This is a genomic window from Hydrogenophaga sp. T2 (genome assembly GCF_049843535.1).
Taxonomy (GTDB): Bacteria; Pseudomonadota; Gammaproteobacteria; order Burkholderiales; family Burkholderiaceae_C; genus Hydrogenophaga; species Hydrogenophaga crocea.
Genome location: NZ_JBBHZJ010000010.1, coordinates 38070 through 63523, shown reverse-complemented (window position 1 = coordinate 63523; position 25454 = coordinate 38070). Strand labels below are relative to the sequence as shown.

Genomic DNA, 25454 nt, shown 5'->3' with positions numbered 1-25454 from the left:
CCCCAAGCCATGACCGACTGGACCCTGAGCCGCGACCCCCAAGGCCCGCTGATCCTGCGCACCGCCGATGGCCAGCAGCACGCCGGCGTCACGCCCGTGCGCGCCTTCCCGCTCGCCGCGCCCGACGAGGGCGTGTCGCTGGTGGGCAGCGACGGCCACGAGCGCGTGTGGATCGAACACCTGCGCGACATCCCCGCCGAAGCGCGCGCACTGATCGAAGAGGAGCTCGCGCCGCGCGAGTTCATGCCGCGCATCCAGCGCATCGACAGCGTGAGCACCTTCGCCACGCCCAGCACCTGGACCGTGCAGACCGAGCGCGGCCCCGCGCAACTCGTGCTCAAGGCCGAGGAAGACATCCGCCGCCTGGGCCAGGGCCGGCTGCTGATTCTCGACAGCAACGGCATACAGTTCATCATCGAAGACCAGGGCGCGTTGGACCGCGCCTCGCGCAAGATCCTCAACCGCTTCCTCTGACGCCCGGCCGCATGCAGATCCTCGACGCGCAGCAGACCCGCGAACGGCTCCCGTTCCCCGCGCTGATCGAGGCGCTGCGCGCGATGTTCCGCACCGGCTGCGAAGCGCCGCCGCGGCACGCGCACGAGATCGGCGGCGCTGAGGGCGGCGTGTCGCTGATCATGCCCGCGTGGCAGCCCGGCGGCCTGTACGGCGTGAAGACGGTCAACGTGTTCCCGGGCAACCGCGCGCGCGGCCTGCCCAGCCTGTTCGCCACCTACCAGCTGTTCGACGCCACCACCGGTCAGCCCCTGGCCCTGCTCGACGGCAATCAGATCACTGCGCGCCGCACCGCGGCCAGCTCGGCGCTCGCGGCCTCGTTCCTCGCGCCGGCCGATGCACACACCCTGCTCGTGGTCGGCTGCGGCCGCGTGGGCAGCCTGTTGCCCGAGGCCTACCGCGCGGTGCGGCCCATCGAGCGCGTGCTGGCCTGGAACCCCAGCCCCGATCCGGCGCAGCGGCTTGCCGCGCGCTGCCGCGCCCTGGGCCTGCAGGCCGAGGCCGTGACCGATCTCGCCGCCGCCGCCGCGCAGGCCGACGTGGTGGCCTGCGCCACGCTCGCCACCGAGCCGCTGATCCGCGGCACGTGGCTGCGGCCGCACGCGCACCTCGACCTCATCGGCAGCTTCACGCCCGCCATGCGCGAGGCCGACGACGACTGCTGGCGCGGTGCGGCCTTCTTCGTGGACACCCCCGAAGCCCTGAAGAAGAGCGGCGACCTGCTGGGCCCGCTCGCGCGCGGCGTGATCCAGGCCGAGGCGCTGGGCGCCGATCTCGCGCAACTGGTGCGCGGCGAGGCCGCGGGCCGCACGGCCGCCAGCGGTCGCACGGTGTTCAAGTCGGTCGGCTTCGCGCTCGAAGACCTCGCCGCCGCGGCGCTCGCTTACCGGGCCTGAGGGCAAACACCCGCCATGCCCGCCGCCCCTGTTTCCAACCACGGCCTCTGGGAGGCCACGGCCCCGCCGGCGCCCGACAGCGCGCCGCTGCAGGCGCAGGGCGTGGCCGTGGACATCGCCATCGTCGGCGCGGGCTACACCGGCCTGTCGGCCGCACTGCACGCGGCCGAAGCCGGCGCGCGCGTGGCGGTGCTCGAGGCGCAGCACGTGGGCTTTGGCGGCTCGGGGCGCAACGTGGGGCTGGTGAACGCGGGCATGTGGGTCATGCCCGACGCCCTGCCCCAGGCGCTCGGTGAGCCGCACGGCCAGCGCCTGCTCGACGCGCTGGGCGAGGGGCCGTCGCTGGTGTACGGGCTGGTCGAGCGCCATGGCCTGGCCTGCGAGGCCGTGCGCCGCGGCACCCTGCACTGCGCGGTGGGTGCGAGCGGGCTGCGCAACCTGCGGGAGCGCCACCGCCAGTGGCAGGCGCGCGGCGCGCCCGTGGCGCTGCTCGACGCCGACGCCATCGCCGAGGCAACGGGCTCGCGCGCCTACACCGGCGGCCTGCTCGACCGCCGCGCCGGCACCATCCAGCCGCTGGCCTATGCGCGCGGCCTCGCGCACGCCGCGGTGCGCGCGGGCGCCGCGCTGCACACGCACAGCCCCGTGACCGCGGTGGACGACCACCAAGGCCACTGGACCCTGCACACGCCCCAGGGCAGCGTGAACGCGGCCTGGGTCATCGTGGCCACCAACGCCTATACCGACCGCCTCTGGCCCGCGCTGCAGGAAGAGCTGGTGCGCTTTCCGTACTTCAACCTCGCCACCGCGCCCCTGCCCGCGGCCCTGCGCGCGCGCATCCTGCCCGGCCAGCAAGGCGCCTGGGACACGCCCGACGTGCTCAGTTCGTTCCGCCTCGACGCGCAAGGCCGCCTGGTGTTCGGCAGCGTGGGCGCGCTGCGCGGCCCGGGCAGCGTCGTGCACGGCGACTGGGGCCGCCGCGCGCTGGCGCGGCTGTTCCCCGCGCTGGGCCGCGTGGCCTTCGAACACGCCTGGTATGGCCAGATCGGCATGACCGCGAACGCCCTGCCGCGCCTGCACCTGCTCGCGCGCAACACGGTGTCCATCAGCGGCTACAACGGCCGCGGCATCGCGCCGGGCACGGTGTTCGGCCGCGCACTCGCCCAACTCGCGCTGGGGCGTTGCCGCATCGACGACCTGCCGCTGCCCCTGACCGAGCCCACACCCGCCGCCTTCAAGGCGCTGCGCGAGATGGGCTACGAAGCCGGCGCGCTGCTGGTGCACGCGGCCCAGGCCCGCTTCTGAGCTTTTCCAACGCCACCCGAGAGCCCACGCCATGCCCGCCATCGCCGACCAACTCCCGTCCCTGCTCGCCGAACTCGGCCTCACCCTGCCGGCCACGGGCAGCCTGGGCGTGCGCACGCCCATCGACGGCTCGCCGCTCGCGCAGCTCGCGCCGCTCTCGCCCGCCGAGGTGAACGCGCGCGTGGACGCGGCGCAGCTGGCCTTCCTGCAATGGCGCGAGGTGCCCGCGCCGCGCCGCGGCGAGCTCGTGCGCCTGCTCGCCGAAGAGCTGCGCGCGGCCAAGGCGCCGCTGGGCCGGCTGGTCTCGATCGAGGCCGGCAAGATCCTCACCGAAGGCCTGGGCGAGGTGCAGGAGATGATCGATATCTGCGACTTCGCGGTCGGCCTGTCGCGCCAGCTGCACGGGCTCACCATCGCGTCCGAACGACCGGGCCACCGCATGATGGAAACCTGGCACCCGCTGGGCGTGGTGGGCGTGATCACCGCCTTCAACTTTCCCGTGGCGGTGTGGTCGTGGAACGCCGCGCTCGCCCTGGTCTGCGGCAACGCCGTGGTGTGGAAGCCGTCGGAAAAAACGCCGCTGTGTGCACTGGCCTGCCAGGCCCTCTTCGAACGCGCGCTGCGCCGCTTCGGCGAGCAGGCGCCCGCGAACCTGAACCAGGTGGTGGTGGGCCTGCGCGACGCTGGCGAGGCGCTGGTGGACCACCCGCGCGTGGCGCTGGTCTCGGCCACGGGCAGCACGCGCATGGGCCGCGAGGTGGGCCCGCGCGTGGCGCAGCGCTTCGGCCGCTCGCTGCTCGAACTGGGCGGCAACAACTCGGTGATCGTCACGCCCAGCGCCGACCTCGACCTGGCCGTGCGCGGCATTGCCTTCGCGGCCGCGGGCACCGCGGGCCAGCGCTGCACCACCACGCGCCGGCTCATCGTGCACCGCAGCGTGCGCGACGCGCTGGTCGCGCGCCTGAAGAAGGCCTTTGCGGGCCTGCCCATCGGCAGCCCCCTCGACGAGAGCACGCTCGTGGGCCCGCTGATCGACCAGGCCGGCTTCCAGGCCATGCAGCGCGCGCTCGCGGCCGCGGCCAGCGAGGGCGGCGTGGTCACGGGCGGCGAGCGCGTGCTGCAGGAGCGTTTTCCCCAGGGCTTCTACGTGCGGCCCGCGATCGTCGAGATGCCCGCGCAGACCGACACCGTGTGCCACGAAACCTTCGCGCCCATCCTCTACGTGCTGACCTATGACGAACTGCACGAGGCGATCGCGCTGCAGAACGGCGTGCCGCAGGGCCTGTCCTCGGCCATCTTCAGCAACGACCTGCGCGAGACCGAGCTGTTCCTGTCGGCCAGCGGCTCGGATTGCGGCATCGCCAACGTGAACATCGGCACCTCGGGCGCCGAGATCGGCGGGGCCTTCGGCGGCGAGAAGGAAACGGGCGGCGGCCGCGAGTCGGGCTCGGACGCCTGGAAGGCCTACATGCGCCGCGCCACCAACACCATCAACTTCTCGCGCGCGCTGCCGCTGGCCCAGGGCGTGAAGTTCGAGGTGTGACGAGGCCGACCATGAAGCTGCAAGGTCTGCGCATCGTTCGCCAGGTGCACGCCCGGCCCCGCCTGTTCGGGGCGGCGGCCTTGGGCCTGGTGGTGGCGCTGGCCCTGCCCCACAGCATCGCCGACCACGCCGGCACCCGCGCGCTCATTGGCTGGAACGTGGGCACGCTGCTCTACGTGGCGCTCACCTCGCTCATGATGGCGCGTTCCAACGAGCTGCACATGCGCCACAGGGCGCTGCGGGAAGACGAAGGGCGCTTCACCATCCTGGGACTCGTGGTGGTGGCCGGTATCGCCAGCCTGGTGGCGGTTGCGGGGCAGCTCAGCCTCGCCAAGGACATGCACGGTGCCGCCAAGCTCGCGCACATCGCGCTCGCGGGCCTGACGGTGCTGTCGTCGTGGGCCTTCATCCAGGTGATGTTCGCGCTGCACTACGCGCACGACTACTACGCGGCCCTCACGCGCAAGCAGCCGCCGCCGCTGCAGTTTCCGACGGACGATCAGCCGGTCTACAGCGACTTCTTCTACTTCGCCGCCGTGATCGGCACCTCGGGGCAGACGGCCGATGTGGCGTTCGCGTCGAACGCACTGCGCAAGATCGGCACGGTGCACTGCATCCTGGCCTTTCTGTTCAACACCACCGTGCTCGCGCTGCTGATCAACATCGGCGCCAGCCTGACCTGAGCGAAGCCCCGAGCGCGGCGCGGTATCGGCGCCGCCAAAGAAAAACGGCACCATGATCGCTCATGGTGCCGTTCGAATCATCTGGCGGAGTGGACGGGGCTCGAACCCGCGACCCCCGGCGTGACAGGCCGGTATTCTAACCAACTGAACTACCACTCCTGGCAGGCGGCTTTCGTTCTTGCGAACCAAGTGCCACGACTTGTGCCTACTTGCCTTGCGGCTTGTTTGGCGACCCTACGGGGATTCGAACCCCGGTACTCACCGTGAAAGGGTGATGTCCTAGGCCTCTAGACGATAGGGTCATAACCTGGACGGAAGCCTCGCATTGTATCAGCAGCAGAAGCTGTTTTTTCCTGCTGTCGCCACCATGCGCGACTTCGAATCTGTGGTGGAGGTAAGCGGGATCGAACCGCTGACCTCTTGCATGCCATGCAAGCGCTCTCCCAGCTGAGCTATACCCCCACAGGGTTCACTGTTCGGCACTTGTCACTGTTGTTCAAAGTGCGTTGCAGCGAGCCTCGCATTATATGGCAGAAATTCAGACTTTTCCAAGTCGCTTGAGAATCTCTTCACGCGAATGCAGTTCGAGCACCGCATCGAGCGACGGCGTCTGCGCCGTGCCCATCACCAGCACGCGCACCGGCATCGCCAGTTGCGGCATCTTCAAGCCGTGTGCGGCCAGCACCTGCTTGAGCACGGCGGCGATCGAGGCTTTGTCCCAGGCCACCTCTTTCAGCGCCGCGGCGAGCGCGGCCACCGCGGGCTTCACGGCCTCGGTCACGTGCTGGGCAAACTCGTCGGCGTTGGGTGTCACGTCGGCATAGAAGGCCGCGGCCCAGTTCGCGAGCGCCACCGTGGTCTCGCAACGGTCTTTGAACAGCGCGCAGATGCGGGGCAGGCGCTCGTCGGCGGGCAGGCCGCGCTTGGCCAGTTGCTCGGCCACGAGCGGCGCGAGCGCGTCGTCGGCCATGGCCTTGAGGTGTTGCGCATTGACCCAGCGCAGCTTGGCCTCGTCGAACTGCGCGGCGCTGCGGCCCAGGTGGTCGAGATCGAACCACTCGAGGAATTGCGCGCGGCTGAAGATCTCGTCGTCGCCGTGGCTCCAGCCCAGGCGCGCCAGGTAGTTCACCATGGCGTCGGGCAGGTAGCCTTCGTCGCGGTACTGCGTGACGGGCTTGGCGCCGTTGCGCTTGCTCATCTTCTCGCCCTGCTCGTTGAGCACGGTGGGCAGGTGCGCGTACACCGGCGGCTCCTTGCCGAGCGCGCGGAAGATGTTGATCTGGCGCGGCGTGTTGTTCACGTGGTCGTCGCCGCGGATCACGTGCGTGATCGCCATGTCGATGTCGTCGACCACCACGCAGAAGTTGTAGGTCGGCGTGCCGTCGGGGCGCGCGATCACGAGGTCGTCGAGCTCGTCGTTGCGGATCTCGATGCGGCCCTTGACCTTGTCGTCCCAGGCCACCACGCCGCCCTGCGGGTTCTTGAAGCGCAGCACCGGCTTCACGCCTTCGGGCACCGGCGGCAGCACCTTGCCGGGCTCGGGCCGCCAGGTGCCGTCGTAGCGCGGCTTCTCCTTGTTGGCCATCTGGCGCTCGCGCAAGGCGTCGAGCGCTTCCACGCTCATGTAGCACGGGTAGACCAGGCCTTGCGCCTGCATCTCGGCCAGCACCGCCTTGTAGCGGTCCATGCGCTGCATTTGGTAGAACGGGCCTTCGTCGGGGTTCAGGCCCAGCCAGGCCATGCCTTCGAGGATCACGTCGACCGCGGCCTGCGACGAGCGCTCGAGGTCGGTGTCTTCGATGCGCAGGATGAAGTCGCCCTGCTGCGAGCGCGCGAAGGCCCAGGGGTAGAGGGCCGAGCGGATGTTGCCGAGGTGGATGAAGCCGGTCGGCGACGGCGCGAAACGGGTGCGGACTTTCATGGGAGCGTGTCGAGACCCCGGGCCAGGTCGGCCTGGATGTCGGTGATGTGTTCGAGGCCCACGGCAACGCGGACCAGGCCCTGGCCCACGCCCGCGGCCTGGCGTTGCGCTTCGGTGAGGCGGCCGTGCGAGGTGCTCGCGGGGTGCGCGCACAGGGTCTTGGTGTCGCCGAGGTTGGTGGACAAGGAGAGCACGCGCAGCGCGTCGAGCACGTGGAAGGCGCGCGCACGGGCCTGCTCGGGGGTCGACGCCTTGACCTCGAACGACAGCACCGCGCCGCCCACACCCGACTGCTGCCGCATGGCAAGCGCGTGCTGCGGGTGGCTGGGCAGGCCGGGGCTGAACACGCGCGCCACCGCGGGGTGGGCTTCGAGCCACTGCGCGAGCGCCAGCGCGTTCGCGCTCTGCGCGCGCATGCGGATGTCCAGCGTCTCCAGGCCCTTGAGCATGACCCAGGCGTTGAAGGGCGCGAGCGTCATGCCCGCGCTCTTGAGGATGGGCAGGAACTTGCCCGTGACGATCTCTTGCGAGGCGCACAGCGCACCAGCCATCACGCGCCCCTGGCCGTCGAGGTACTTGGTGCCCGAGTGCATGACGATGTCGGCGCCGAGCGCGATGGGGCGCTGCAGCGCGGGCGTGGCGAAGCAGTTGTCCACGCACAGCAGCGCACCGGCGTTGTGGGCCAGATCGGCCAGCGCGGCGATGTCGCAGACCTCGGTCAGCGGGTTGGTGGGCGTTTCGGCGAACAGCAGACGCGTGTTCGGTTTGAGCGCCGCCTTCCACGCAGCCACATCGGTCTGCGGCACGAAGCTCGATTCGACGCCGAACTTCGCGAGGTCGCTGCCGATGAGCTTGATGGTCGAGCCGAACATGGACTGCGAGCACACCACGTGGTCGCCGGCCTTGAGCAGGCCCAGGCACATGAGCAGGATGGCCGACATGCCCGAGGCCGTGGCCATGCAGGCCTCGGCGCCTTCGAGCGCAGCCAGGCGCTGCTCGAAGCTGGCGGTGGTGGGGTTGCCGTAGCGGCCGTAGGTGAAGCCCTCTTCGTCGCCGGCGAAGCGCAGCGCGGCCGACTCGGCCGAGGGCTGCACGTAGCCGCTCGTGAGGTACAGGGCTTCGGAGTTCTCGCCAAAGGGCGAGCGCTCCACGGCCTCGCGCACCGCGAGCGTGTCGCGGTGCAGGGTTTTTCTCAGCGCGTCGTCCACCGCTCAGGCCTCCTGCGCGTTGGGCAGGGCCAGGCGCGAGGTGTCTTCGTTGCCCTCTTCGACCTGCGGGCGGCCCGCATTGAGGCGCTCGATGTCCTGCGGCGTGATGTCGCCCGTGACGTAGACGCCGTCGAAGCACGAGGCGTCGAAACCGTCGAGCCTGGGGTTGAGCGAGCCCACGGCGTGCTTCATGCCGTCCACGTCCTGGTAGATCAGCGCGTCGCAGCCGATGATCTCGCGCACCTGCTCCACCGTGCGGTCGTGCGCCACGAGCTCGCCCGCGGTGGGCATGTCGATGCCGTAGACGTTGGGGTAGCGCACCGGCGGCGCGGCGCTGGCCAGGTAGACCTTGCGCGCGCCGGCGTCGCGCGCCATCTGCACGATCTCGCGGCTGGTGGTGCCGCGCACGATGGAGTCGTCGACCAGCAGCACGTTGCGGCCCTTGAACTCGCTCGCGATCACGTTGAGCTTCTGGCGCACGCTCTTCTTGCGCACGGCCTGGCCCGGCATGATGAAGGTGCGGCCCACGTAGCGGTTCTTCACGAAGCCTTCGCGATAGGGCAGGCCCAAGAGGCGCGCGAGCTCCATGGCGCTCGGGCGCGACGATTCGGGAATCGGAATGACCACGTCGATCTCGTTGGGCGGCACGGTGGAGATCACGCGCTTGGCCAGCGAGGCGCCGAGGTTCAGGCGCGCCTGGTACACCGACACGCCGTTGATGGTGGAGTCGGGCCGCGCGAGGTACACGTACTCGAAGATGCAGGGCTTGAGCACCGCGTGGTCCGCGCACTGCGCGGCGTGCACTTCACCGGCGAGGTCGACGAACACCGCTTCGCCGGGCGCGATGTCGCGCTCGAAGTGGTAGCCCGTGCCTTCGAGCGTGACCGACTCGCTGGCCACCATCACGCTGCCGTCGGCGCGGCCGATGCACAGCGGGCGGATGCCGAACGGGTCGCGGAAGGCAAGCAGGCCGTGGCCCGCGATGAGTGCCACCACGGCATAGGAGCCCTTGACCCGGGCGTGCACGCCGCGCACCGCGGCGAACACGTCGGCCGGCTTGAGCGGCTCACCGCGCGTGGACTTCTCGAGCTCGTGCGCGAGCACGTTGAGCAGCACCTCGGAATCGCTCTCGGTGTTGATGTGGCGGTGGTCGGTCTGGAACAGCTCCTGCTTGAGCGCGTGCGCGTTCGTGAGGTTGCCGTTGTGCACCAGCACCAGGCCGAAGGGCGCGTTCACGTAGAAGGGCTGCGCCTCTTCTTCGCTGTAGGCGTTGCCGGCGGTGGGGTAGCGGGCCTGGCCCAGGCCGCAGTTGCCGGGCAGCGCGCGCATGTTGCGGGTGCGGAACACGTCGCGCACCATGCCCTTGGCCTTGTGCATGAAGAACTTGCGGCCCTGCTGGGTGACGATGCCCGCGGCGTCCTGGCCGCGGTGCTGCAGCAGCAGCAAGGCGTCGTAGATCAGCTGGTTGACGGGCGTCTGGGCAACGACGCCGACGATTCCACACATGATGGCTTCCTTGGGTTGGGGCCGGTTACGGGATGTGGCGCGCGAGCGCGCCGGGCAACAGCGGCTTGACGCTGTGCAGGGTGCTGCCGAGCAGGCCGGCGGTGGGCGAGTCGCGCCACCAGGGCGCGTTCTGCATCTGGGTGATGGTGACCACGAGCGCGATGGCCAGCAGGATGACCGCGCCGCGCACCAGCCCGAAGGCGCCGCCGAGCACGCGGTCGACCGGGCGCAGGCCCACGCTGGCCACGAGCTTCTGCACGCCCCAGGCCAAGAGACCGCCGACGAAGGCCATGGCGATGAACACGAGCGCGAAACCGATCGCCAGTTGCAGCGGCGGGGCCAGGCCGTCGATGGGCAGCCAGGGCACGACGTCGTCGGCCCAGGCCTGCGCGAGCAGGAAGGCCGCGACCCAGCCGAGCACCGAGAGCACCTCGAACATGAGGCCGCGCCACAGGCCGAGCAGCACCGACAGCGCCAGCAGCGTGAGCAGCACCCAGTCGGTCAGCAGCATGCGGCCTCCGGCGGTCTCAGAGCGTGAGCACGGCGGCGCTCAGGCCCAGGGCCTTGACGCGCGCGGCCGCCTTCTCGGCCTCGGCCCGGCTGTCGAACGGGCCCACGCGCACGCGGATGCGCCGGCCTTCGGCGGTCTCGGCGACGTGGGTGTAGGTCTTGAGGCCGGCGCGCTCGAGCTTCTGGCGCGCTTCGCGCGCGCGGGCCTCGTCGGCGAAGGCGCCGACCTGCACCACCACACGCTCGGCCGCGGCCGGGGCCGCCGCGGGCTTGGGGGCCGGCGCGGGGCTGGGCGCGGGCGCGGGCGCTGGCCGCGGGGCGGGAGCCGGTGGCGGCGGTGGGGGCGCGACCGGAGCGGGCGCGGGGGCAGGCGATGGCGCCGGGGCAGGCGATGGCGCCGGGGCAGGTGCCGGCGTGGGCGCAGGTGCAGGCACGGGCGCCGCCGCCACCGGTGCGGGCGCGGCGGGTGGCGGCGTGTCGCGCCCGGGGATCTCGATCGGGATGTCGACCGCGATCGGGCGCGGCTGGGTGTCGAACAGCAGGGGAAAGCCGATCACGCCGGCCGCCACCAGCACGCTCGCACCGATCAGGCGGTGGCGCGCGCGGCGGCGCACGGCCTCGATGGTGGGCGGGGGGGAGGACGGGGGGTTGCCCTGGGAGCCGGAGCGGGAACTGGACATGGGTCGCGGGGCCTGGTGGGCGTACTGCGGCGGGCTCAGGTGCCCAGCTCAGGCACCCAGGTGTTTGGCCGACCGTTTCGGCAGACCGTCCTGCAGCACGCCACCCACGGTGTGGAACGAGCCAAAGACCGCGATTCTATCAGCGGGGGCCGAGGCCTCGAGGGCCGCGGCGAGGGCCTGCGAGGGGCTGGCGAAGGTGCCCGCGAGGGCGCGGTCGCCGGCCGGCAGGGCCTGGATGCGCGGCGCCAGATCCGCGGCCTTGATGGCGCGCGGCAGCGGCAGATCGCACAGGTACCAGCGGTCCACGAGCGGCGCGACGCGCGCGAGCATGGCGTCCAGGTCCTTGTCGGCCATGGCGCCGAACACCGCGTGCGTGCAGGGGTAGAAACCCATGGCGTCGAGGTTCTCGGTGAGCGCGGCCACCGAGTGCGGGTTGTGCGCCACGTCGAGCACCAGCGTGGGCGTGCCCGGCAGGATCTGGAAGCGCCCCGGCAGCTCCACCAGCGCCAGGCCGGCGCGCACCGCCTGGGCCGTCACGGGCAGGCGCGCGCGCAGGGCCTCGATGGCGCCCAGCACGCCCGCGGCGTTCACGAGCTGGTTGGCGCCGCGCAGCGCCGGGTAGGCCAGGCCGCTGTAGCGCCGGCCGCCGCGCGAGGGGTGCGTGGCCCAGCCCCACTGCTGCTTGTCGCCCGCGAAATGGAAATCGACGCCCACGCGCCACAGGTCGGCGTCGATCTCGCGCGCGTGGTCGATCAGGCTTGCCGGCGGCATGGGATCGCTCACCACCACCGGGCGCCCGGTGCGCATGATGCCGGCCTTCTCGCGGCCGATGCTCTCGCGGTCGGGCCCGAGGATGGCGGTGTGATCGAGGTCGATGCTGGTGATGACGGCGCAGTCGGCGTCGATGATGTTCACCGCGTCGAGCCGGCCGCCCAGGCCGACTTCGAGAATGGCGACATCGACGCCGGCGCGCGCGATGGTGCGCAGGATGGCCAGCGTGGTGAACTCGAAGTAGCTCAGGCTCACCTCGGGCTCGCCGCCCTGGCCCTTGCGCGCCACCTCCACCTCGGCCATCGCGGGCACGAGCTCGGCGGCGGCCACGGGCTGGCCGTCGATGCGGCAGCGCTCCTCGAAATGCACCAGGTGCGGCGAGGTGTACACGCCGGTGCGGTAGCCCGACTGGCCATAGATGCTTTCGAGCATGGCGCAGGTGCTGCCCTTGCCGTTGGTGCCGGCCACGGTGATGACGGCGGCGTCGAGCTTGAGCGCCATGCGGCGCGCCACGGCCTGCACGCGCTCCAGGCCCATGTCGATGGCCAGGGGGTGCAGGCGTTCGGCGTGGGCCAGCCAGTCGGCCAGCGAGGTCGGGTGTTCGGGCACGGGGATATCCAGCATGGCCGCGATTGTCCCACCCGGGCCTTGCCCGTCCGGACGTCGCGGACAATGCGGCCCATGATCACGCTGCACGGCATCCCCAACTGCGACACGGTGAAGAAGGCCCGCGCCTGGCTCGACGCGAACGGCCGCCCTTACCAGTTCCACGACTTCAAGAAGCTCGGCGTGCCCGAGGCCGGCCTCGCCGCCTGGATCGCGGCCCATGGCTGGGAAACGGTGCTCAACCGCAAGGGCACGGCCTGGCGCGCGCTCGACGAGGCCACCCGCGCGGGCGTGACCGACGCCGCCAGCGCCGCCGCGCTCATGCGCGCCCATCCCAGCCTCGTCAAGCGCCCGGTGGTCGCCTGGAGCGACGGCCGCACCACCGTGGGCTTCGACGCGGCCGACTGGGCGCAACGCCGCTGAGGCCGCGCCCTGGCGGGCCCGCGGGGCCCGCCGCCTAAAATCGCGGGCTTTCCGCCCCCCGCCCTCGCGGCGCCCATCCCCGTTCCACCATGAGCACCACCCAGATCAGCGGCGTGACCGTCGCCACCCAGGCCAACGTCTACTTCGACGGCAAGTGCGTGAGCCACAGCCTCACGCTCGCCGACGGCACGAAAAAATCGGTGGGCGTGATCCTGCCCGCCACGCTGACCTTCAACACCGGCGCGCCCGAGATCATGGAGTGCGTGGCCGGCGGCTGCGAGTACCTGCTGAGCGGCGCGAGCGAGTGGGTCAAGAGCGGCCCGGGCGACACCTTCAAGGTGCCCGGCAACAGCAGCTTCCAGATCCGCGTCGCCGAGTCCTATCACTACATCTGCCATTTCGGCTGATCCCGGAGCCCACCGCCATGGCCACCATCCTGCAAAACCTGCCCACGCAACAGAAGGTCGGCATCGCCTTCTCGGGCGGCCTCGACACCAGCGCCGCCCTGCTGTGGATGAAGAAGAAGGGCGCCCTGCCCTATGCCTACACCGCCAACCTCGGCCAGCCCGACGAGGACGACTACGACGCGATCCCGCGCAAGGCCATGGCCTACGGCGCCGAGAAGGCGCGCCTGATCGACTGCCGCCTGCAGCTCGCGCACGAAGGCATCGCCGCGCTGCAGTGCGGCGCCTTCCACATCAGCACCGCGGGCATCACCTACTTCAACACCACGCCGCTGGGCCGCGCCGTCACCGGCACCATGCTGGTGGCCGCCATGAAGGAAGACGACGTCCACATCTGGGGCGACGGCTCGACCTTCAAGGGCAACGACATCGAGCGCTTCTACCGCTACGGCCTGCTCACCAACCCCGGCCTGAAGATCTACAAGCCCTGGCTCGACCAGACCTTCATCGACGAACTCGGCGGCCGCAAGGAGATGAGCGAGTTCCTCATCGCCAACGGCTTCGACTACAAGATGTCGGTGGAGAAGGCCTACAGCACCGACAGCAACATGCTCGGCGCCACGCACGAGGCCAAGGACCTCGAGCACCTGAACTCGGGCATCCGCATCGTCAACCCCATCATGGGCGTGCCGTTCTGGCGCGACGATTGCGTGGTCAAGGCCGAAGAGGTCACGGTGCGCTTCGAAGAAGGCCAGCCGGTGGCGCTCAACGGCCAGACCTTCGCGAGCCCGGTCGATCTCATCATGAAGGCCAATGAGATCGGCGGCCGCCACGGCCTGGGCATGAGCGACCAGATCGAGAACCGCATCATCGAGGCCAAGAGCCGCGGCATCTACGAGGCCCCGGGCCTGGCGCTGCTGCACATCGCCTACGAGCGCCTGGTCACCGGCATCCACAACGAAGACACCATCGAGCAGTACCGCATCAACGGCCTCAAGCTGGGCCGCCTGCTGTACCAGGGCCGCTGGTTCGACCCGCAGGCCATCATGCTGCGCGAGGCCTCGCAGCGCTGGGTGGCGCGCGCGGTGACGGGCGAGGTGACGGTCGAGCTGCGCCGCGGCAACGACTACTCCATCCTCAACACCGAGAGCCCCAACCTCACCTACGCGCCCGAGCGCCTGTCCATGGAGAAGGTGGAAGACGCGCCGTTCACGCCGCTGGACCGCATCGGCCAGCTCACCATGCGCAACCTCGACATCACCGACACGCGCGGCAAGCTGGGCGTGTACGCGCGCGCCGGCCTGCTCTCGGCCGAGGGTTCGGTGCTGCCGCAACTGGGCCACGAGCGCAAGGCCGACTGAGCCTCGCCACCCCGCGCGCGGCCCAGCGCCGCGCGCCCCCGACGGGCCGGGCGCCATGGCGCACCGGCCCGTCGTGTTTTCAGCGCGGCTGCAGCAGCCGCTCGATCGCCGCGCCGAGCGCGAGCAGCTCGCGGTCGCGGCCACGCCGGCCCACCACCATCAGGCCCACGGGGCGCGGCACGGGCAGCGGCAGCGACAGCGCCGGCAGATCGAAGAAGTTGAACACCGAGGGGTTGCGCAGCAGCAGCAGGTTGGTGCGCGTGAAGGCGGCTTCGTCCTGCAGCGCGTCGATGCGCGGCGCGAGCAGCGGCACCGTGGGCAGCACCAGCGCGTCGAGATCGGCCAGGCGGTGGTCCAGCGTGGTCTGCAAGGCCAGCCGCGCCTGCTGGATGCCCACGTAGGTCGCGGCGTCCAACGCCTGGCCCTTGCGGATGCGGCCCAGCACCAGCGGGTCGTAGGCCTCGGCGCGGGTCTCGGTCCAGTCGCGGTGAATGCACGCGGCCTCGGCCGCGACCAGGGTGCCGCGCTCCTGCAGGCGAAACGGCGCGCCCATCCACTCGTCCAGGGCCTCGTCGGTCACGCGCGCGCCGGCGGCCGACAGCGCCGACAGGGCCTGCTCCACGGCGGTGAGCACCGCGCCGTCGGCCTGCGTGAACAGCAGGCCGCGCGGCACGCCCAGGCGCAGGCCGCGCACCTGGCGCACGGGCAGGTCTTCGGGTGCTTCGCCCGCGAGCACGCTGTCGGCCCGCGCGGCATCGGCCACGCTGCGTGCCAGCGGGCCCACGGTGTCGAGCGTGAACGAGAGCGGGAACGCGCCCTCGCGCGGCACGCGCGCCTGCGTGGGCTTGAAGCCCACCAGGCCGTTGAGCGCCGCGGGGATGCGCACCGAGCCGCCGGTGTCCGAGCCGATCGCGATCTCGGCCAGTTGCCGGCCCACCGACACGCCGGCGCCCGACGACGAGCCGCCCGGGATGCAGGCCGGGTCGTGCGCATTGCCCGGCGTGCCCCAGTGCGGGTTCAGGCCCACGCCGGAGAAGGCGAACTCGGTCATGTTGGTGTGGCCCACGAGCACCGCGCCCGCGGCGCGCAGGCGCTGCACCACGGGCGCGTCGCGCGTGGCGGGCGGCGCGCCGCGCAGCAGCGCCGAGCCCGCGGTGGTGGTCTCGCCGGCGACGTCGAACAGGTCCTTCACCGACACCAGGCGCCCGTCGAGCGGGCCCAGGGGCTGGCCGGCCCAAGCGCGCGCATCGGCCGCAGCGGCCGCGGCGCGCGCGCTGGCGGTGAACACGCGGTTGTAGACGTGGCGCACCGCTTCGCTGCCCGCGTCGAGCGCGGCCAGCACGGCCTCGAGCCGTTCGAGCGCGCCGCTCACGGCAGCAGCACGGTGCAGCCGGTGGTGGCGCGCGCCTCCAGGCTTTCGTGCGCCTGCTTCACCTCGGTCAGCGCGAATCGCTGGTCGATGCGGATCTTCACCTGGCCGCTCACCACCACGTCGAAGAGCTCGTCGGCCATCTGCTGCGTGCGCTCGCGGTTGCTGATGTGGGTGAACAGGGTCTGGCGCGTCACGTAGATCGAGCCCTTGGCGGCGAGGATGCCGGGCGCGAAGGCCGGGGCCGGGCCCGAGGCGTTGCCGAAGCTCACCATGAGGCCGAAGGGGCGCAGGCAGTCGAGCGATTTGTCCCAGGTGTCCTTGCCCACCGAGTCGTAGACCACCTTCACGCCCTGGCCGCCGGTGATGTCCTTGACGCGCGCGAGGAAGTCTTCGGTGCGGTAGTTGATGGCGTGCGAGGCGCCGTGTTCGAGCGCGAGCCTGCACTTGTCGTCGGAGCCCGCGGTGGCGATCAGGCGCAGGCCCAGCGCTTTGGCCCACTGGCAGGCGATCAGGCCCACGCCGCCCGCGGCCGCGTGGAACAGCACGAAGTCGCCGGGCGCCAGGCCTTCCACCGGGCGGCTGCGCTTGAGCAGGTACTGCGCGGTCAGGCCCTTGAGCATCATGGCCGCGCCGGTCTCGAAGTCGATCGCGTCGGGCAGCTTGCACACGTTCATCGCGGGCATCACGCGCACGTCGCAGTAGCTGCCGGGCGGGTTGGCCGCATAGGCCGCGCGGTCGCCGGCCTTGAGGTGGGTCACGCCCTCGCCCACCGCCTCAATCACGCCCGCGCCCTCCATGCCCAGCGCCAGCGGCATGGTGGCCGGGTACAGGCCGGTGCGCTGGTAGACGTCGATGTAGTTCAGGCCGATCGCGTGGTGGCGGATGCGGACCTGGCCCGGGCCGGGATCGCCGACCTCAACGGTGTCGATCACGAGTTGTTCGGGGCCGCCGTGGGCGTGGATGCGGACGGCGCGGCTGCTGGTGCTCATGGGGTCTCCTCGGGTTGTGCGCAAACGAAGCGGGGGCGATGCTGCCACGAAACCGCCCGACCCTGCCCCGGTCGGGTCTTGGGGTGCTTGCTACAGTGCCGCCCCATGCCTGCCGCCCCCACCGCCCGCCTCAGTGGCCCCACCCTCGCGCTCCTGCTGCTGCCGCCCCTGCTGTGGGCGGGCAACGCCATCGTGGGCCGGCTCATGGGCGGCGTGGTGCCGCCGATCACGCTGAACTTCCTGCGCTGGGTGCTGGCCTTCGTGCTGCTGCTGCCGTTCGCCGGCTGGGTGCTGCGCCCGGGCAGCCCGCTGTGGCCGCACTGGCGCCGCTTCGCGCTGCTGGGGCTGCTGGGCGTGGGCAGCTACAACGCGCTGCAGTACCTGGCGCTCACCACCTCCACCCCCATGAACGTGACCCTGGTGGCCGCGAGCATGCCGGTGTGGATGCTGCTGCTGGGCCGGCTGCTCTACGGCGTGCCGGTGTCGCGCCGCGCGGCGCTGGGCACGGCGCTGTCGCTCGCGGGCGTGGCCACGGTGCTCTCGCGCGGCGACCTGAACCAGCTGCTCGCGGTGCAGTTCGTGCCGGGCGACGGCTGGATCGTGCTGGCCTCCATCCTCTGGGCCTGGTACAGCTGGCTGCTCGCGCGGCCGCGGCCGGGCAGTGAGCCCGCCGAAATCCGCGCCGACTGGGCCGCCTTCCTGCTCGCGCAGGTGGTGATGGGCCTGGTGTGGTCGGGCCTGTTCGCGAGCGCCGAATGGCTGTCGCTGCCGCCGCGGGCCGAGGGCGAACACGCCGTCCAGTGGGGCTGGCCGCTGGCGGCCGCACTGGTCTATGTGGCCGTGGGCCCCTCGCTCGTGGCCTACCGCTGCTGGGGCGCGGCGGTGGCGCGTGTGGGGCCGGCCACAGCCTCGTTCTTCAACAACCTCACGCCGCTGTTCGCGGCGCTGATGTCGGCCACGCTGCTCGGCGAACCGCCGCGCGCGTACCACGCCCTGAGCTTCGTGCTGATCGTGGGCGGCATCCTGGTGTCGTCGCGGCGCTGAGCGCCGGCCGGGCTGGTCAAGACGCCCGTCAGGCCCCACCATGGCGCGCCGGAGGTGTCCCGCATGCCCAGCCTTGTTCGAACCGCGCAGACGCGCGCCGCCACCGGGCGCCGAGCGCTGATCGTGTGCAGCCTGCTGGCGCTGAGCGCTGGCGCGGCGCATGCCGCACCCGACGAAGAAGCCCTGGGCCGCGCGCGCGGCTACCCGCGCGGCACACCGCAGGAAGCCACGGCCGAGCGGCACAAGGTGGGCAGTTTCAGCGCGCTCGACGAGATCATGCCCAGCCGCCCCGTGGCGCGCGAGGGACCGGTGTGGCCGCTCGCGGCCGGCGAACCGCCGCCCGAGATCCGCTACAGCTTCGAGGGCCAGACCTTCACGCTCGAAGACTACCTGCAGCGCCGCCGCGTCACCAGCCTGCTGATCGTGAAGGACGGCGCCCTGCGCCTGGAGCGCTACCAGTACGAACGCACGCCGCAACAGCGCTTCATCAGCTTCTCGATGGCCAAGAGCATCACCTCGCTGCTGGTGGGCATGGCGCTCGAGCGCGGCCTCATCCGCTCGCTCGACGACACGGCGCAAACCTACGCGCCCGAACTGCAGGGCAGCGCCTACGGTGCGGCCACGCTGCGCCACCTGCTGCTCATGGGCTCGGGCGTGCGCTGGACCGAGGACTACGGCGGCCGCGATGACGTGGCCGACCTCTGGGGCGCGCTGTTTCGCGTGCACCGCGGCGGCGATCCGACGGCCGTGCTCACCGCCCGCCGGCCGCAGGACGCGCCACCCGGCAGCCGCTTCAAGTACAGCTCGGGCGAGACCCAGGTGCTGTGCCACGTGCTGCACGGCGCCACCCGGCGCTCCGTGGCCGAGATCACGCAGGAGTGGTTGTGGAAGCCGCTGGGCGCCGAGGCCGATGCGAGCTGGCTCGTGGGATGGCAGGGCATTGAGTACTGCGCGGGTGGCTTCAACGCGACGGCGCGCGACTACGCGCGACTGGGCATGCTGCTCGCCAACGAGGGCGCGCGCGCGGGCCAGGCGGTCGTGCCGCGCGACTACCTGCGGCAGGCCACCGACAACGCGCTCGTGCCCGCGGGCTTCCGGGTCAATGAAGCGGGGCCGGGCTTCGGCTACGGCTACCAGTTCTGGCTGGGCGGTGGCCGCGTGCGCTCGTACGCGCTGATCGGCGTGTACGGTCAGAGCATCACCGTCGTGCCCGCGCATGGGCTGGTCATCGTGCACACCGCGGTCTGGCCGCTGTCGTCCGACGAGGCATCGCGCCGCGAGCGCAGCGCCTTCCTCAATGGCGTGCTGCAGGCCTTCGGCGCGCGCTGAGCGGGCTCAGAACGTGCCCGGGTACGCGCCGCCGTCGGCCAGGATGTTCTGGCCCGTGATGTAGGCCGCGTGCCGGCTGCACAGGAAGGCGCAGACCGCACCGAACTCGTCGGCGTTGCCGAAGCGCTTGGCCGGCACGTTCTGGCGGCGGCCATCGGCCACGGCCTCGTAGGTCTGGCCCTGCTTCTGCGCCAGGCCGCCGAGCGTGGTGCGCAGGCGCTCGGTCTCGAAGGCGCCGGGCAGCAGGTTGTTGATGGTGACGCCGCGCGCGGCGATCTCGCTGCGCGCCAGGCCGGCCACGAAACCCGTGAGGCCGGTGCGCGCGCCGTTGGACAGGCCCAGCACCTGCAGCGGGGCCTTCACCGCGCCCGAGGTGATGTTGACGATGCGGCCGAAGCCACGCTCGGCCATGCCGTCGACCGTGGCCTTGATGAGCTCGATCGGCGTGAGCATGTTGGCGTCGAGCGCGGCGATCCAGGTGTCGCGGCTCCACTGGCGGAAATCGCCGGGCGGCGGGCCGCCCGCGTTGGTGACCACGATGTCGAAGGCTTTGCCCGGCCCGCCGGCCGCGCCGAACACCGCCTCGCGCCCCGCGGGGGTGGTGATGTCGGCGGCCACCGGCAGCACCTGCACACCGGGCTGCGCCGCGCGGATCGCCTGCGCCGCGGCCTGCAGCGCCTCGGCGCCACGCGCCACCATCACCACGTTCACGCCTTCGGCCGCGAGCGCCTGCGCGCAGCCCAGGCCGAGGCCCTTGCTCGCGCCGCCCACCAGTGCCCATTTGCCCTTGATGCCCAGGTCCATGTGATCAATCTCCAGTCTTGTTGGTCGGTTTGGGCGCGCCGAAGCGCGTCACCAGGTACACGCCGCTGAGCACCAGCACCGTGCCCGCGATGATCCAGCCGTTGAAGGGTTCGCCCAGGATGAACACGCCCATGAGGATGGTGGACATCGGGCCGATCATCCCGGTCTGCGCGGTCAGCCCCGAGCCGATGCGCTCGATGGCCATCATCACCAGCAGCACCGGCACGAAGGTGCACAGCGTGGCGTTGAGCAGCGACAGGCCGATCACCTCGGGCGCCACCAGCGCGGCCGACATCGGCCGCAGCAGCGCGAACTGCGCCAGGCACAGCACGCAGGCCACGCTGGTGGCCAGGCCCACCAGGCGCGCCGAGCCCAGGCGCTTCACGAGCTCACCGCTGTAGACGAGATAGACCGCGTAGCTCACCGCGCTCGCGAACACCAGGGCCGCGCCGAGCGCGGCGTTGGGGCCCTGCACGCCGGCCTCGTGGCCGAACACCAGCAGCACGCCCGCGTAGCTCACGGCCATGGCGATGGCCTGCAGGCGCGAGATGCGCCGGCCATACAGCAGCCAGCCCAGCACCAGCACGAGCGTGGGGTTGAGGTAGAGGATGAGCCGCTCGAGGCTCGCGGTGATGTATTCGAGGCCCCAGAAATCGAGAAAGCTCGCGAGGTAGTAGCCGGTGACGCCGAGGCCGATCACGCCGAGCCAGTCGCGCCGCGTGAGCGGCGCGGGCCGCTGGCCCTTGCGCGGCCGGCTGGCCCACCACACCAGCGCCAGGAACAGCGGCAGCGCGAACAGCATGCGGTACATGATGAGCGTGACCGCGTCCACGCCATAGCGGTACGCGAGCTTCACGATGATGGCCTTGCCGCTGAACGCGATCGAGCCGAGCGAGGCCATCAGCAGGCCGGTGGCGAGGTGGGGGTGGGGCTGGGCAGCGGACATGAAGCGCCGCATTATCGGCGCGGCCCGCCGTGCCCCGCGCCGCGGGGCCTTTGGCTCACTGCAGTGGCGGCGTGGCCGCCAGCACCTCGTCGAGCGTGGTCAGGCCTTCGGCGATGCGCGCCGCCCCCGCCAGGCGCAGCGGCCGCATGCCATCGGCCACGCCTTGCGCGCGCAGGGCTTCCATCTTCGGCTCGCGGCTCACCTTGTCCTTGAATGCCTCGGTGACGCTGAGCAGTTCGTACAGGCCCATGCGGCCGCGGTAGCCGGTCATGCGGCAGTCGACACAGCCCACCGGCTGGTAAGGCCGGTAGCCGCCCGAGATCTGCCAGGGCTTGACCACCTCGGCGAGCTGTTCGCGGCTGCTCGCCACCGCGTCCTTGTCGAGCGGTTGCTTGCAGGCCGGGCACAGCGTGCGCACCAGGCGCTGCGCGAGCACGCCCAGCACGGTGGCGCTGATCAGGTAGGGCGGAATGCCCAGCTCCATCAGGCGCATCACGGCCGAGGGCGCGTCGTTGGTGTGCAGGGTGGAGAACACGAGGTGGCCCGTGAGCGCGGCCTGCACGGCCATCTCGGCGGTCGCGAGGTCGCGGATCTCGCCCACCATGATGATGTCCGGGTCCTGGCGCATGAGCGCGCGCAGGCCTTGCGCGAAATCGAGGTCGAGCTGCGGCTGCACCTGGGTCTGGTTGAAGGCCGGCTCGATCATCTCGATCGGGTCTTCGACCGTGCTCACGTTGACCTCTTCGGTGGCCAGGCGTTTGAGCGTGGCATAGAGCGTGGTGGTCTTGCCCGAGCCCGTGGGGCCCGTGACCAGCACGATGCCGTGCGGGCGCCGCGTGAGCGCCTCCCAGCGCTGCGCGTCGTGCGCGCCGAAGCCCAGCGCGGCCAGGTCTTTCACCGTGGACTCGGGGTCGAAGATGCGCATGACCAGCTTCTCGCCGAAGGCCGTGGGCAGCGTGGACAGGCGCATTTCCACCTCGTCGCCGCGCGCGCCGCCCACACCGGGCTTGAGCGTCTTGATGCGGCCGTCCTGCGGGCGCCGCCGCTCCACCACGTCCATGCGGCCCAGCAGCTTGATGCGCGCGGTCATGGCGTTCATCACGCCCAGCGGCAGCTGGTACACCGGGTGCAGCACGCCGTCGATGCGGAAGCGGATCACGCCCTGGTCGCGGCGCGGCTCGAGGTGGATGTCGCTCGCGCGCTGGTCGAAGGCGTACTGCCAGAGCCAGTCGACCACCTGCACCACGCCCTGGTCGTTGGCGTCGAGCTGTTTGTTGGCCTTGCCCAGTTCCACCAGCTGCTCGAAGCTGTTGATGCCCGCCGATCCGCCCGCCTTGTGCGCCGCGCGCACCGACTTCGCGAGCGCGAAAAACTCGCCCGTGTAGCGCGAGATCTCGGCCGGACTCGCGAGCACCAGGCGCACGCTCTTGCGCGTCTGGCGCTCGACCTCGCCCACCCAGTCGCGCACGAAGGGCTCGCCCGTGGCCACCACCACCTCCACCGGGCTCACCTGCACCGGCAGCACGCGGTGGCGCTCGGCATAGGCCGCGCTCATCACGTCGGCCACCTTGCCCACGTCGACCTTGAGCGGGTCGATGCGGCAATAGTCGAGGCCGCTGCGCTGCGCCAGCCATTGCGTGAGCGCCTCGGCGTCGAGCACATGGCCGTCGCTGGCGCGCGCGATGCCCACCACCGCGAGCCGCTGCAGCGGGTGCTGGGTGCTGTGCGCGGTGGCGATGCGCGCTTCGGTGCGCTGCGCCTCGGCTTCGCTGATCACGCCGTCCTCGCGCAGCCAGCGCAGCAGGTGGCGCCAGTCGAGCGGGCCTTGGTGGACGGTGGCTTCGGCGGCGGCTTTTTTCATGGCGGTGTCAGCGGACCACGGGTTGGAACAGGCGCAGCCACTTCACCGCGGGCAGGCCCCAGCGCTGCTGCACGGCCTCGGCGCGCGCCAGCAGTTCCATGCGCGAGGGCCGGCTCGCCTGGCGCTGGGCCAGCACCACGGTGTTGCCTTCGCGCGTGGGCCGGAAGGCCCAGACCGCATCGGCGCCGAAGGCCTCGCTCAGGCTTTGCAGCGAGCGCTCGTAGCTGGCATCGCGACCGAAAAGATTGACCGTGAGGCAGCCTTCGTCGGTGAGGGTGTTGCGGCAGTCGGCGTAGAAATCGGCCGAGTCGAGCACGGGCGCGGCAGCCTCGTGGTCGTACAGGTCGACCTGCAGCGCGTCGTAGCGTTGCAGGTGTTCGTCGGCGCGGATGGCCTCGCCCGCGTCGGCCAGCAGCACGCGCAGGCGCGCGCTGTCGGGCGGCAGCTTGAACCAGCGCCGGCACACCGCCACCACCTGCGGATTGATCTCGATCGCGGTGGTGTCCATGCGCAGGCGCTTGAAGCAGAACTTGGTGAGCGCGGCCGAACCCAGGCCCAGCTGCAGCGCGCGGCGCTTGCCCACACTGTCGGGCTCCACGAACAGCAGCCAGGCCATCATGCGCTGCACGTACTCGAGCTCGATGTCGAACGGCGCGTCGAGCAGCATCGAGCCCTGGACCCATTCGGTGCCGAGGTGCAGGAAACGCACCTCGCCGTCTTCGGAGATGCTGACGTCGGGCAGGGAGGCGGGGGTTTTCATGAGGCGGGGAAATCAGTGCAGCGCGGCGGTGTGCGCGACGCGGAAGCGGCGGGCCAGATCGGCCAGGCGTTTGTCCAGGGTCCACAGCACCGCCCCGGGCGTGATGAGTGTCGACGCCAGCAGGTTCAAGTCGACGAGCCCACAGCCAAGGCCATGCAGCTCTTCGCGCTCGATGAAGGCCATGACCTCGCCCATGCTGGCTTCGTTGCAAGCCTGCAGCATGGCCAGGTTGCTCAGGGTCTGGCCGCGGGGCGCGGGTGGGGTGCCGCAGGCGATCTCGGCGATGACCATGGGGTGCGTGAGCACCAGGTCGAGCCGCACGAGTTCGACCAAGGCGGTGTTGCCCTGGCGGAAGTGGTCGATCCACACCGACGTATCGACAAGCACCCTCATTTCGAGGCGGGCTCGGTGCGGCGTCGGGGCACGTCGGGCATGTCGGGCATCGAGCCACCCAGGGCGACCAGGCGTTTGGCCGCTTGCACGCGAACATAGGTCTTGACGGCTTCCCGGATGATGTCGGCCTTGTCCATGCCAGGGTCCGCCACCTCCAGGGCCTTTTCGTAGAGCGCGTCGTCGATGGTGACGGTGGTTCGCATGGAACTCTCCTGCATCAAAACTGATGCGATTCTGCATCCAAGCCGGCATCACTACAAACGGCGAGTGCGCCTCATGCCACGCCGTACGCCGCCAACACCCCGCGCCAGGCCTCGAGCTTGCGCTCGAACGACCAGCCTGCATTGGCCGGGCTGGTGGAGGGCAGGCGGTGCACCGGCAGGCCGAGCGCGCGCGTGTGGCGCGCGTGGCGATAACTTTCGCCACCGTTGTGGGCGATGGCCTCGAGCCGCGGGCAGGCCGCGCGCAAGGCCGCGAAGTCGTTGAGCGTGGCGCCGCGGATGTCGGCATCGAGGCTGCCTTCGCGCTCGCAGCTCGCGTACACGTCCCACACGCCCAGGCCGCGCGCGTGCAGCGCGGCCACGCGCTCGGCGTAGGCGGCCTGCGCCAGCGGCAGGCCCCAGAGCGCGCCCAGGATCTTCCAGAACGCGTTCTGCGGGTGGCCGTAGTACTGCTGCGCGCGCAGCGAGGCCACACCGGGAAAACTGCCCAGCACCAGCAGGCGCGTGCCGGCATCGGCGATCGGGGGCAGGCCGGTGAGGCGCGTCATGCGGCGTCGGCCGGCAAGGCCAGCCGCGGCAGCACGCGCCGTGCGTTGGCGCTGGTGGCCTGCGCCACCGCGTCCACCGGCAGGCCGCGCAACCCGGCCAGCACCGCGCCGATGCGCGGCAGCTCGCGCGGGTGGTTGATGCCCTGCGGACGGCCCGCGGCGCGCTCGGCCGCGGTCACGTAGAGCCACTGGGGCGGGATGTCGGGCGCGTCGGTCTCGAGCACCAGCGACTCGAGCGGCAGCTCGCGCGCCAGACGGCGCAGCTGCTGCGCGGGCTCGAAGCTCATGGCGCCGCCGAAGCCCAGCGCAAAGCCCATCGCGGTGAAGGCCTGCGCCTGCTGCAGGCTGCCATTGAAGGCATGGGCAATGCCGCCGGCCACGGGCCGCTCGCGCAGGCCCTTGAGCAGCGCGTCGGCGCTGCGCCGCACGTGCAGGATGACCGGCAGGCCGTGCCGGCGCGCCAGCCGCAGCTGCGCGCGGTAAAAGCGCGTCTGGCGCTCGCGCATGGCCGGCTCGATCAGCGCGGGCACGAAGAAGTCGAGTCCGATCTCGCCCACGGCCACCAGGCGCGGGTCGTCGCGGTGCGCGGTGAGCGCGGCGTCGAGCGCGTCGAGGTCCTCGTCGAGCGCGCGCGGCACGCACAGCGGGTGGATGCCGAGCGCGTAGCGGTCACCGCGCCGGTGCGCGAGCGCGCGCACCGCGCCCCAGTTGGCGCGCTCCACCGCAGGGATCACGCAGCACGACACGCCGAGCGCGCGCGCCTCGGCGTGCCAGGCGTCGGCGGGCAGCGCATCGAACTCGGGCGCGTCCAGGTGGCAATGGGTGTCGATCCACATCGGCGGTCTCGGGTCGGGCAC

General features: G+C 71.4%; 26 protein-coding genes and 3 tRNA genes. 10 read left to right on the top strand and 19 right to left on the bottom strand.

Going from position 1 to position 25454, the window contains the following annotated elements; translation table 11 throughout:
- Positions 1-9: 9 nt before the first annotated feature.
- The 5 genes from WDZ95_RS20400 to WDZ95_RS20380 are packed head-to-tail and all read left to right on the top strand — an operon-like array spanning position 10 to position 4940.
- Positions 10-474, top strand: a complete 465-nt coding sequence (locus tag WDZ95_RS20400; RefSeq protein ID WP_425781199.1) for a DUF1854 domain-containing protein — start codon at positions 10-12, stop codon at positions 472-474.
- An 11-nt stretch (positions 475-485) separates the two neighbouring features.
- Positions 486-1409 (top strand): ornithine cyclodeaminase family protein, encoded by a 924-nt coding sequence (locus tag WDZ95_RS20395; RefSeq protein ID WP_425781197.1) that lies wholly within the window; start codon positions 486-488, stop codon positions 1407-1409.
- A 15-nt stretch (positions 1410-1424) separates the two neighbouring features.
- The gene (locus tag WDZ95_RS20390; RefSeq protein ID WP_425781195.1) at positions 1425-2714 is read left to right on the top strand and encodes an NAD(P)/FAD-dependent oxidoreductase; all 1290 of its coding nucleotides are present in this window, start codon (positions 1425-1427) and stop codon (positions 2712-2714) included.
- Between the two features lie 31 nt (positions 2715-2745).
- Positions 2746-4257: an aldehyde dehydrogenase family protein gene (locus tag WDZ95_RS20385; RefSeq protein WP_425781193.1), complete on the top strand. Its 1512-nt coding sequence runs from the start codon at positions 2746-2748 to the stop codon at positions 4255-4257.
- An 11-nt stretch (positions 4258-4268) separates the two neighbouring features.
- Positions 4269-4940, top strand: a complete 672-nt coding sequence (locus tag WDZ95_RS20380; RefSeq protein ID WP_425781191.1) for a DUF1345 domain-containing protein — start codon at positions 4269-4271, stop codon at positions 4938-4940.
- 82 nt (positions 4941-5022) lie between these two features.
- Here WDZ95_RS20380 and WDZ95_RS20375 read toward each other — a convergent pair.
- The 9 genes from WDZ95_RS20375 to folC form a co-directional block, all read right to left on the bottom strand.
- A tRNA-Asp gene (locus WDZ95_RS20375) sits at positions 5023-5099 on the bottom strand.
- 67 nt (positions 5100-5166) lie between these two features.
- Positions 5167-5242, bottom strand: a tRNA-Glu gene (locus WDZ95_RS20370).
- Between the two features lie 84 nt (positions 5243-5326).
- Positions 5327-5402, bottom strand: a tRNA-Ala gene (locus tag WDZ95_RS20365).
- A 76-nt stretch (positions 5403-5478) separates the two neighbouring features.
- Entirely contained in the window at positions 5479-6861 is a 1383-nt protein-coding gene (gene gltX, locus WDZ95_RS20360; RefSeq protein WP_425781189.1) for a glutamate--tRNA ligase, read from the bottom strand.
- Positions 6858-8069: an O-succinylhomoserine sulfhydrylase gene (locus WDZ95_RS20355; RefSeq protein WP_425781187.1), complete on the bottom strand. Its 1212-nt coding sequence runs from the start codon at positions 8067-8069 to the stop codon at positions 6858-6860. The genes gltX and WDZ95_RS20355 overlap by 4 nt, the downstream gene beginning before the upstream one ends.
- Positions 8070-8072: 3 nt before the next feature.
- Positions 8073-9575 carry an amidophosphoribosyltransferase gene (gene purF / locus WDZ95_RS20350; RefSeq protein ID WP_425781185.1) on the bottom strand — a complete coding sequence of 501 codons (1503 nt, stop codon included), beginning with the start codon at positions 9573-9575 and terminating at the stop codon, positions 8073-8075.
- 25 nt (positions 9576-9600) lie between these two features.
- Positions 9601-10086: a CvpA family protein gene (locus WDZ95_RS20345; RefSeq protein WP_425781183.1), complete on the bottom strand. Its 486-nt coding sequence runs from the start codon at positions 10084-10086 to the stop codon at positions 9601-9603.
- 16 nt (positions 10087-10102) lie between these two features.
- Positions 10103-10765: an SPOR domain-containing protein gene (locus tag WDZ95_RS20340; protein ID WP_425781181.1), complete on the bottom strand. Its 663-nt coding sequence runs from the start codon at positions 10763-10765 to the stop codon at positions 10103-10105.
- A gap of 48 nt (positions 10766-10813) precedes the next feature.
- Complete coding sequence (gene folC / locus WDZ95_RS20335; RefSeq protein WP_166223661.1) at positions 10814-12160, bottom strand: bifunctional tetrahydrofolate synthase/dihydrofolate synthase; 1347 nt, start codon at positions 12158-12160, stop codon at positions 10814-10816.
- Positions 12161-12217: 57 nt separating this feature from the next.
- Here folC and WDZ95_RS20330 point away from each other — a divergent pair, with 57 nt between their 5' ends.
- The 3 genes from WDZ95_RS20330 to argG all read left to right on the top strand — a co-directional run bounded on the left by WDZ95_RS20330 (position 12218) and on the right by argG (position 14330).
- Positions 12218-12565, top strand: a complete 348-nt coding sequence (locus WDZ95_RS20330) for an ArsC family reductase (protein ID WP_287469543.1) — start codon at positions 12218-12220, stop codon at positions 12563-12565.
- Positions 12566-12654: 89 nt separating this feature from the next.
- Positions 12655-12972: a pyrimidine/purine nucleoside phosphorylase gene (locus WDZ95_RS20325; protein ID WP_166223656.1), complete on the top strand. Its 318-nt coding sequence runs from the start codon at positions 12655-12657 to the stop codon at positions 12970-12972.
- A 17-nt stretch (positions 12973-12989) separates the two neighbouring features.
- Positions 12990-14330, top strand: a complete 1341-nt coding sequence (gene argG / locus WDZ95_RS20320) for an argininosuccinate synthase (RefSeq protein ID WP_166223653.1) — start codon at positions 12990-12992, stop codon at positions 14328-14330.
- Between the two features lie 79 nt (positions 14331-14409).
- On the opposite strand, the gene WDZ95_RS20315 is transcribed toward argG, so the two are convergent.
- Together WDZ95_RS20315 and WDZ95_RS20310 are read right to left on the bottom strand one after the other, a co-directional pair.
- Positions 14410-15702 carry an amidase gene (locus tag WDZ95_RS20315; RefSeq protein WP_425781177.1) on the bottom strand — a complete coding sequence of 431 codons (1293 nt, stop codon included), beginning with the start codon at positions 15700-15702 and terminating at the stop codon, positions 14410-14412.
- A complete protein-coding gene (locus tag WDZ95_RS20310) occupies positions 15699-16691 on the bottom strand; it encodes a quinone oxidoreductase family protein (protein ID WP_425781175.1) in 993 nt (330 codons plus the stop codon). The genes WDZ95_RS20315 and WDZ95_RS20310 overlap by 4 nt, the downstream gene beginning before the upstream one ends.
- 105 nt (positions 16692-16796) lie before the next feature.
- Here WDZ95_RS20310 and WDZ95_RS20305 point away from each other — a divergent pair, with 105 nt between their 5' ends.
- Positions 16797-17735 (top strand): DMT family transporter, encoded by a 939-nt coding sequence (locus WDZ95_RS20305; RefSeq protein WP_425781173.1) that lies wholly within the window; start codon positions 16797-16799, stop codon positions 17733-17735.
- Between the two features lie 63 nt (positions 17736-17798).
- Entirely contained in the window at positions 17799-19064 is a 1266-nt protein-coding gene (locus tag WDZ95_RS20300) for a serine hydrolase domain-containing protein (protein WP_425781171.1), read from the top strand.
- 6 nt (positions 19065-19070) lie between these two features.
- Here the strand turns inward: WDZ95_RS20300 and WDZ95_RS20295 are convergent, their stop codons facing one another.
- From WDZ95_RS20295 to WDZ95_RS20260, 8 genes are all read right to left on the bottom strand, one after another.
- Entirely contained in the window at positions 19071-19868 is a 798-nt protein-coding gene (locus tag WDZ95_RS20295; protein WP_425781169.1) for an SDR family oxidoreductase, read from the bottom strand.
- 4 nt (positions 19869-19872) lie between these two features.
- A complete protein-coding gene (locus tag WDZ95_RS20290) occupies positions 19873-20814 on the bottom strand; it encodes a DMT family transporter (protein WP_425781167.1) in 942 nt (313 codons plus the stop codon).
- A gap of 55 nt (positions 20815-20869) precedes the next feature.
- Positions 20870-22675, bottom strand: coding sequence for a GspE/PulE family protein (locus tag WDZ95_RS20285; protein ID WP_425781165.1), 1806 nt, complete (start codon positions 22673-22675; stop codon positions 20870-20872).
- 7 nt (positions 22676-22682) lie between these two features.
- A complete protein-coding gene (locus WDZ95_RS20280) occupies positions 22683-23435 on the bottom strand; it encodes a spermidine synthase (protein WP_425781163.1) in 753 nt (250 codons plus the stop codon).
- Between the two features lie 12 nt (positions 23436-23447).
- Positions 23448-23828, bottom strand: a complete 381-nt coding sequence (locus tag WDZ95_RS20275) for a type II toxin-antitoxin system VapC family toxin (protein ID WP_425781161.1) — start codon at positions 23826-23828, stop codon at positions 23448-23450.
- Entirely contained in the window at positions 23825-24031 is a 207-nt protein-coding gene (locus WDZ95_RS20270; RefSeq protein ID WP_166223624.1) for a type II toxin-antitoxin system VapB family antitoxin, read from the bottom strand. Before WDZ95_RS20270 ends, WDZ95_RS20275 begins: the two co-directional genes overlap by 4 nt.
- Before the next feature lie 71 nt (positions 24032-24102).
- Complete coding sequence (locus WDZ95_RS20265; protein ID WP_425781159.1) at positions 24103-24597, bottom strand: DNA-deoxyinosine glycosylase; 495 nt, start codon at positions 24595-24597, stop codon at positions 24103-24105.
- On the bottom strand, positions 24594-25433 hold the full coding sequence (locus WDZ95_RS20260; RefSeq protein WP_425781157.1) for a TatD family hydrolase: 840 nt from the start codon (positions 25431-25433) through the stop codon (positions 24594-24596). Before WDZ95_RS20260 ends, WDZ95_RS20265 begins: the two co-directional genes overlap by 4 nt.
- Positions 25434-25454 lie beyond the last annotated feature (21 nt).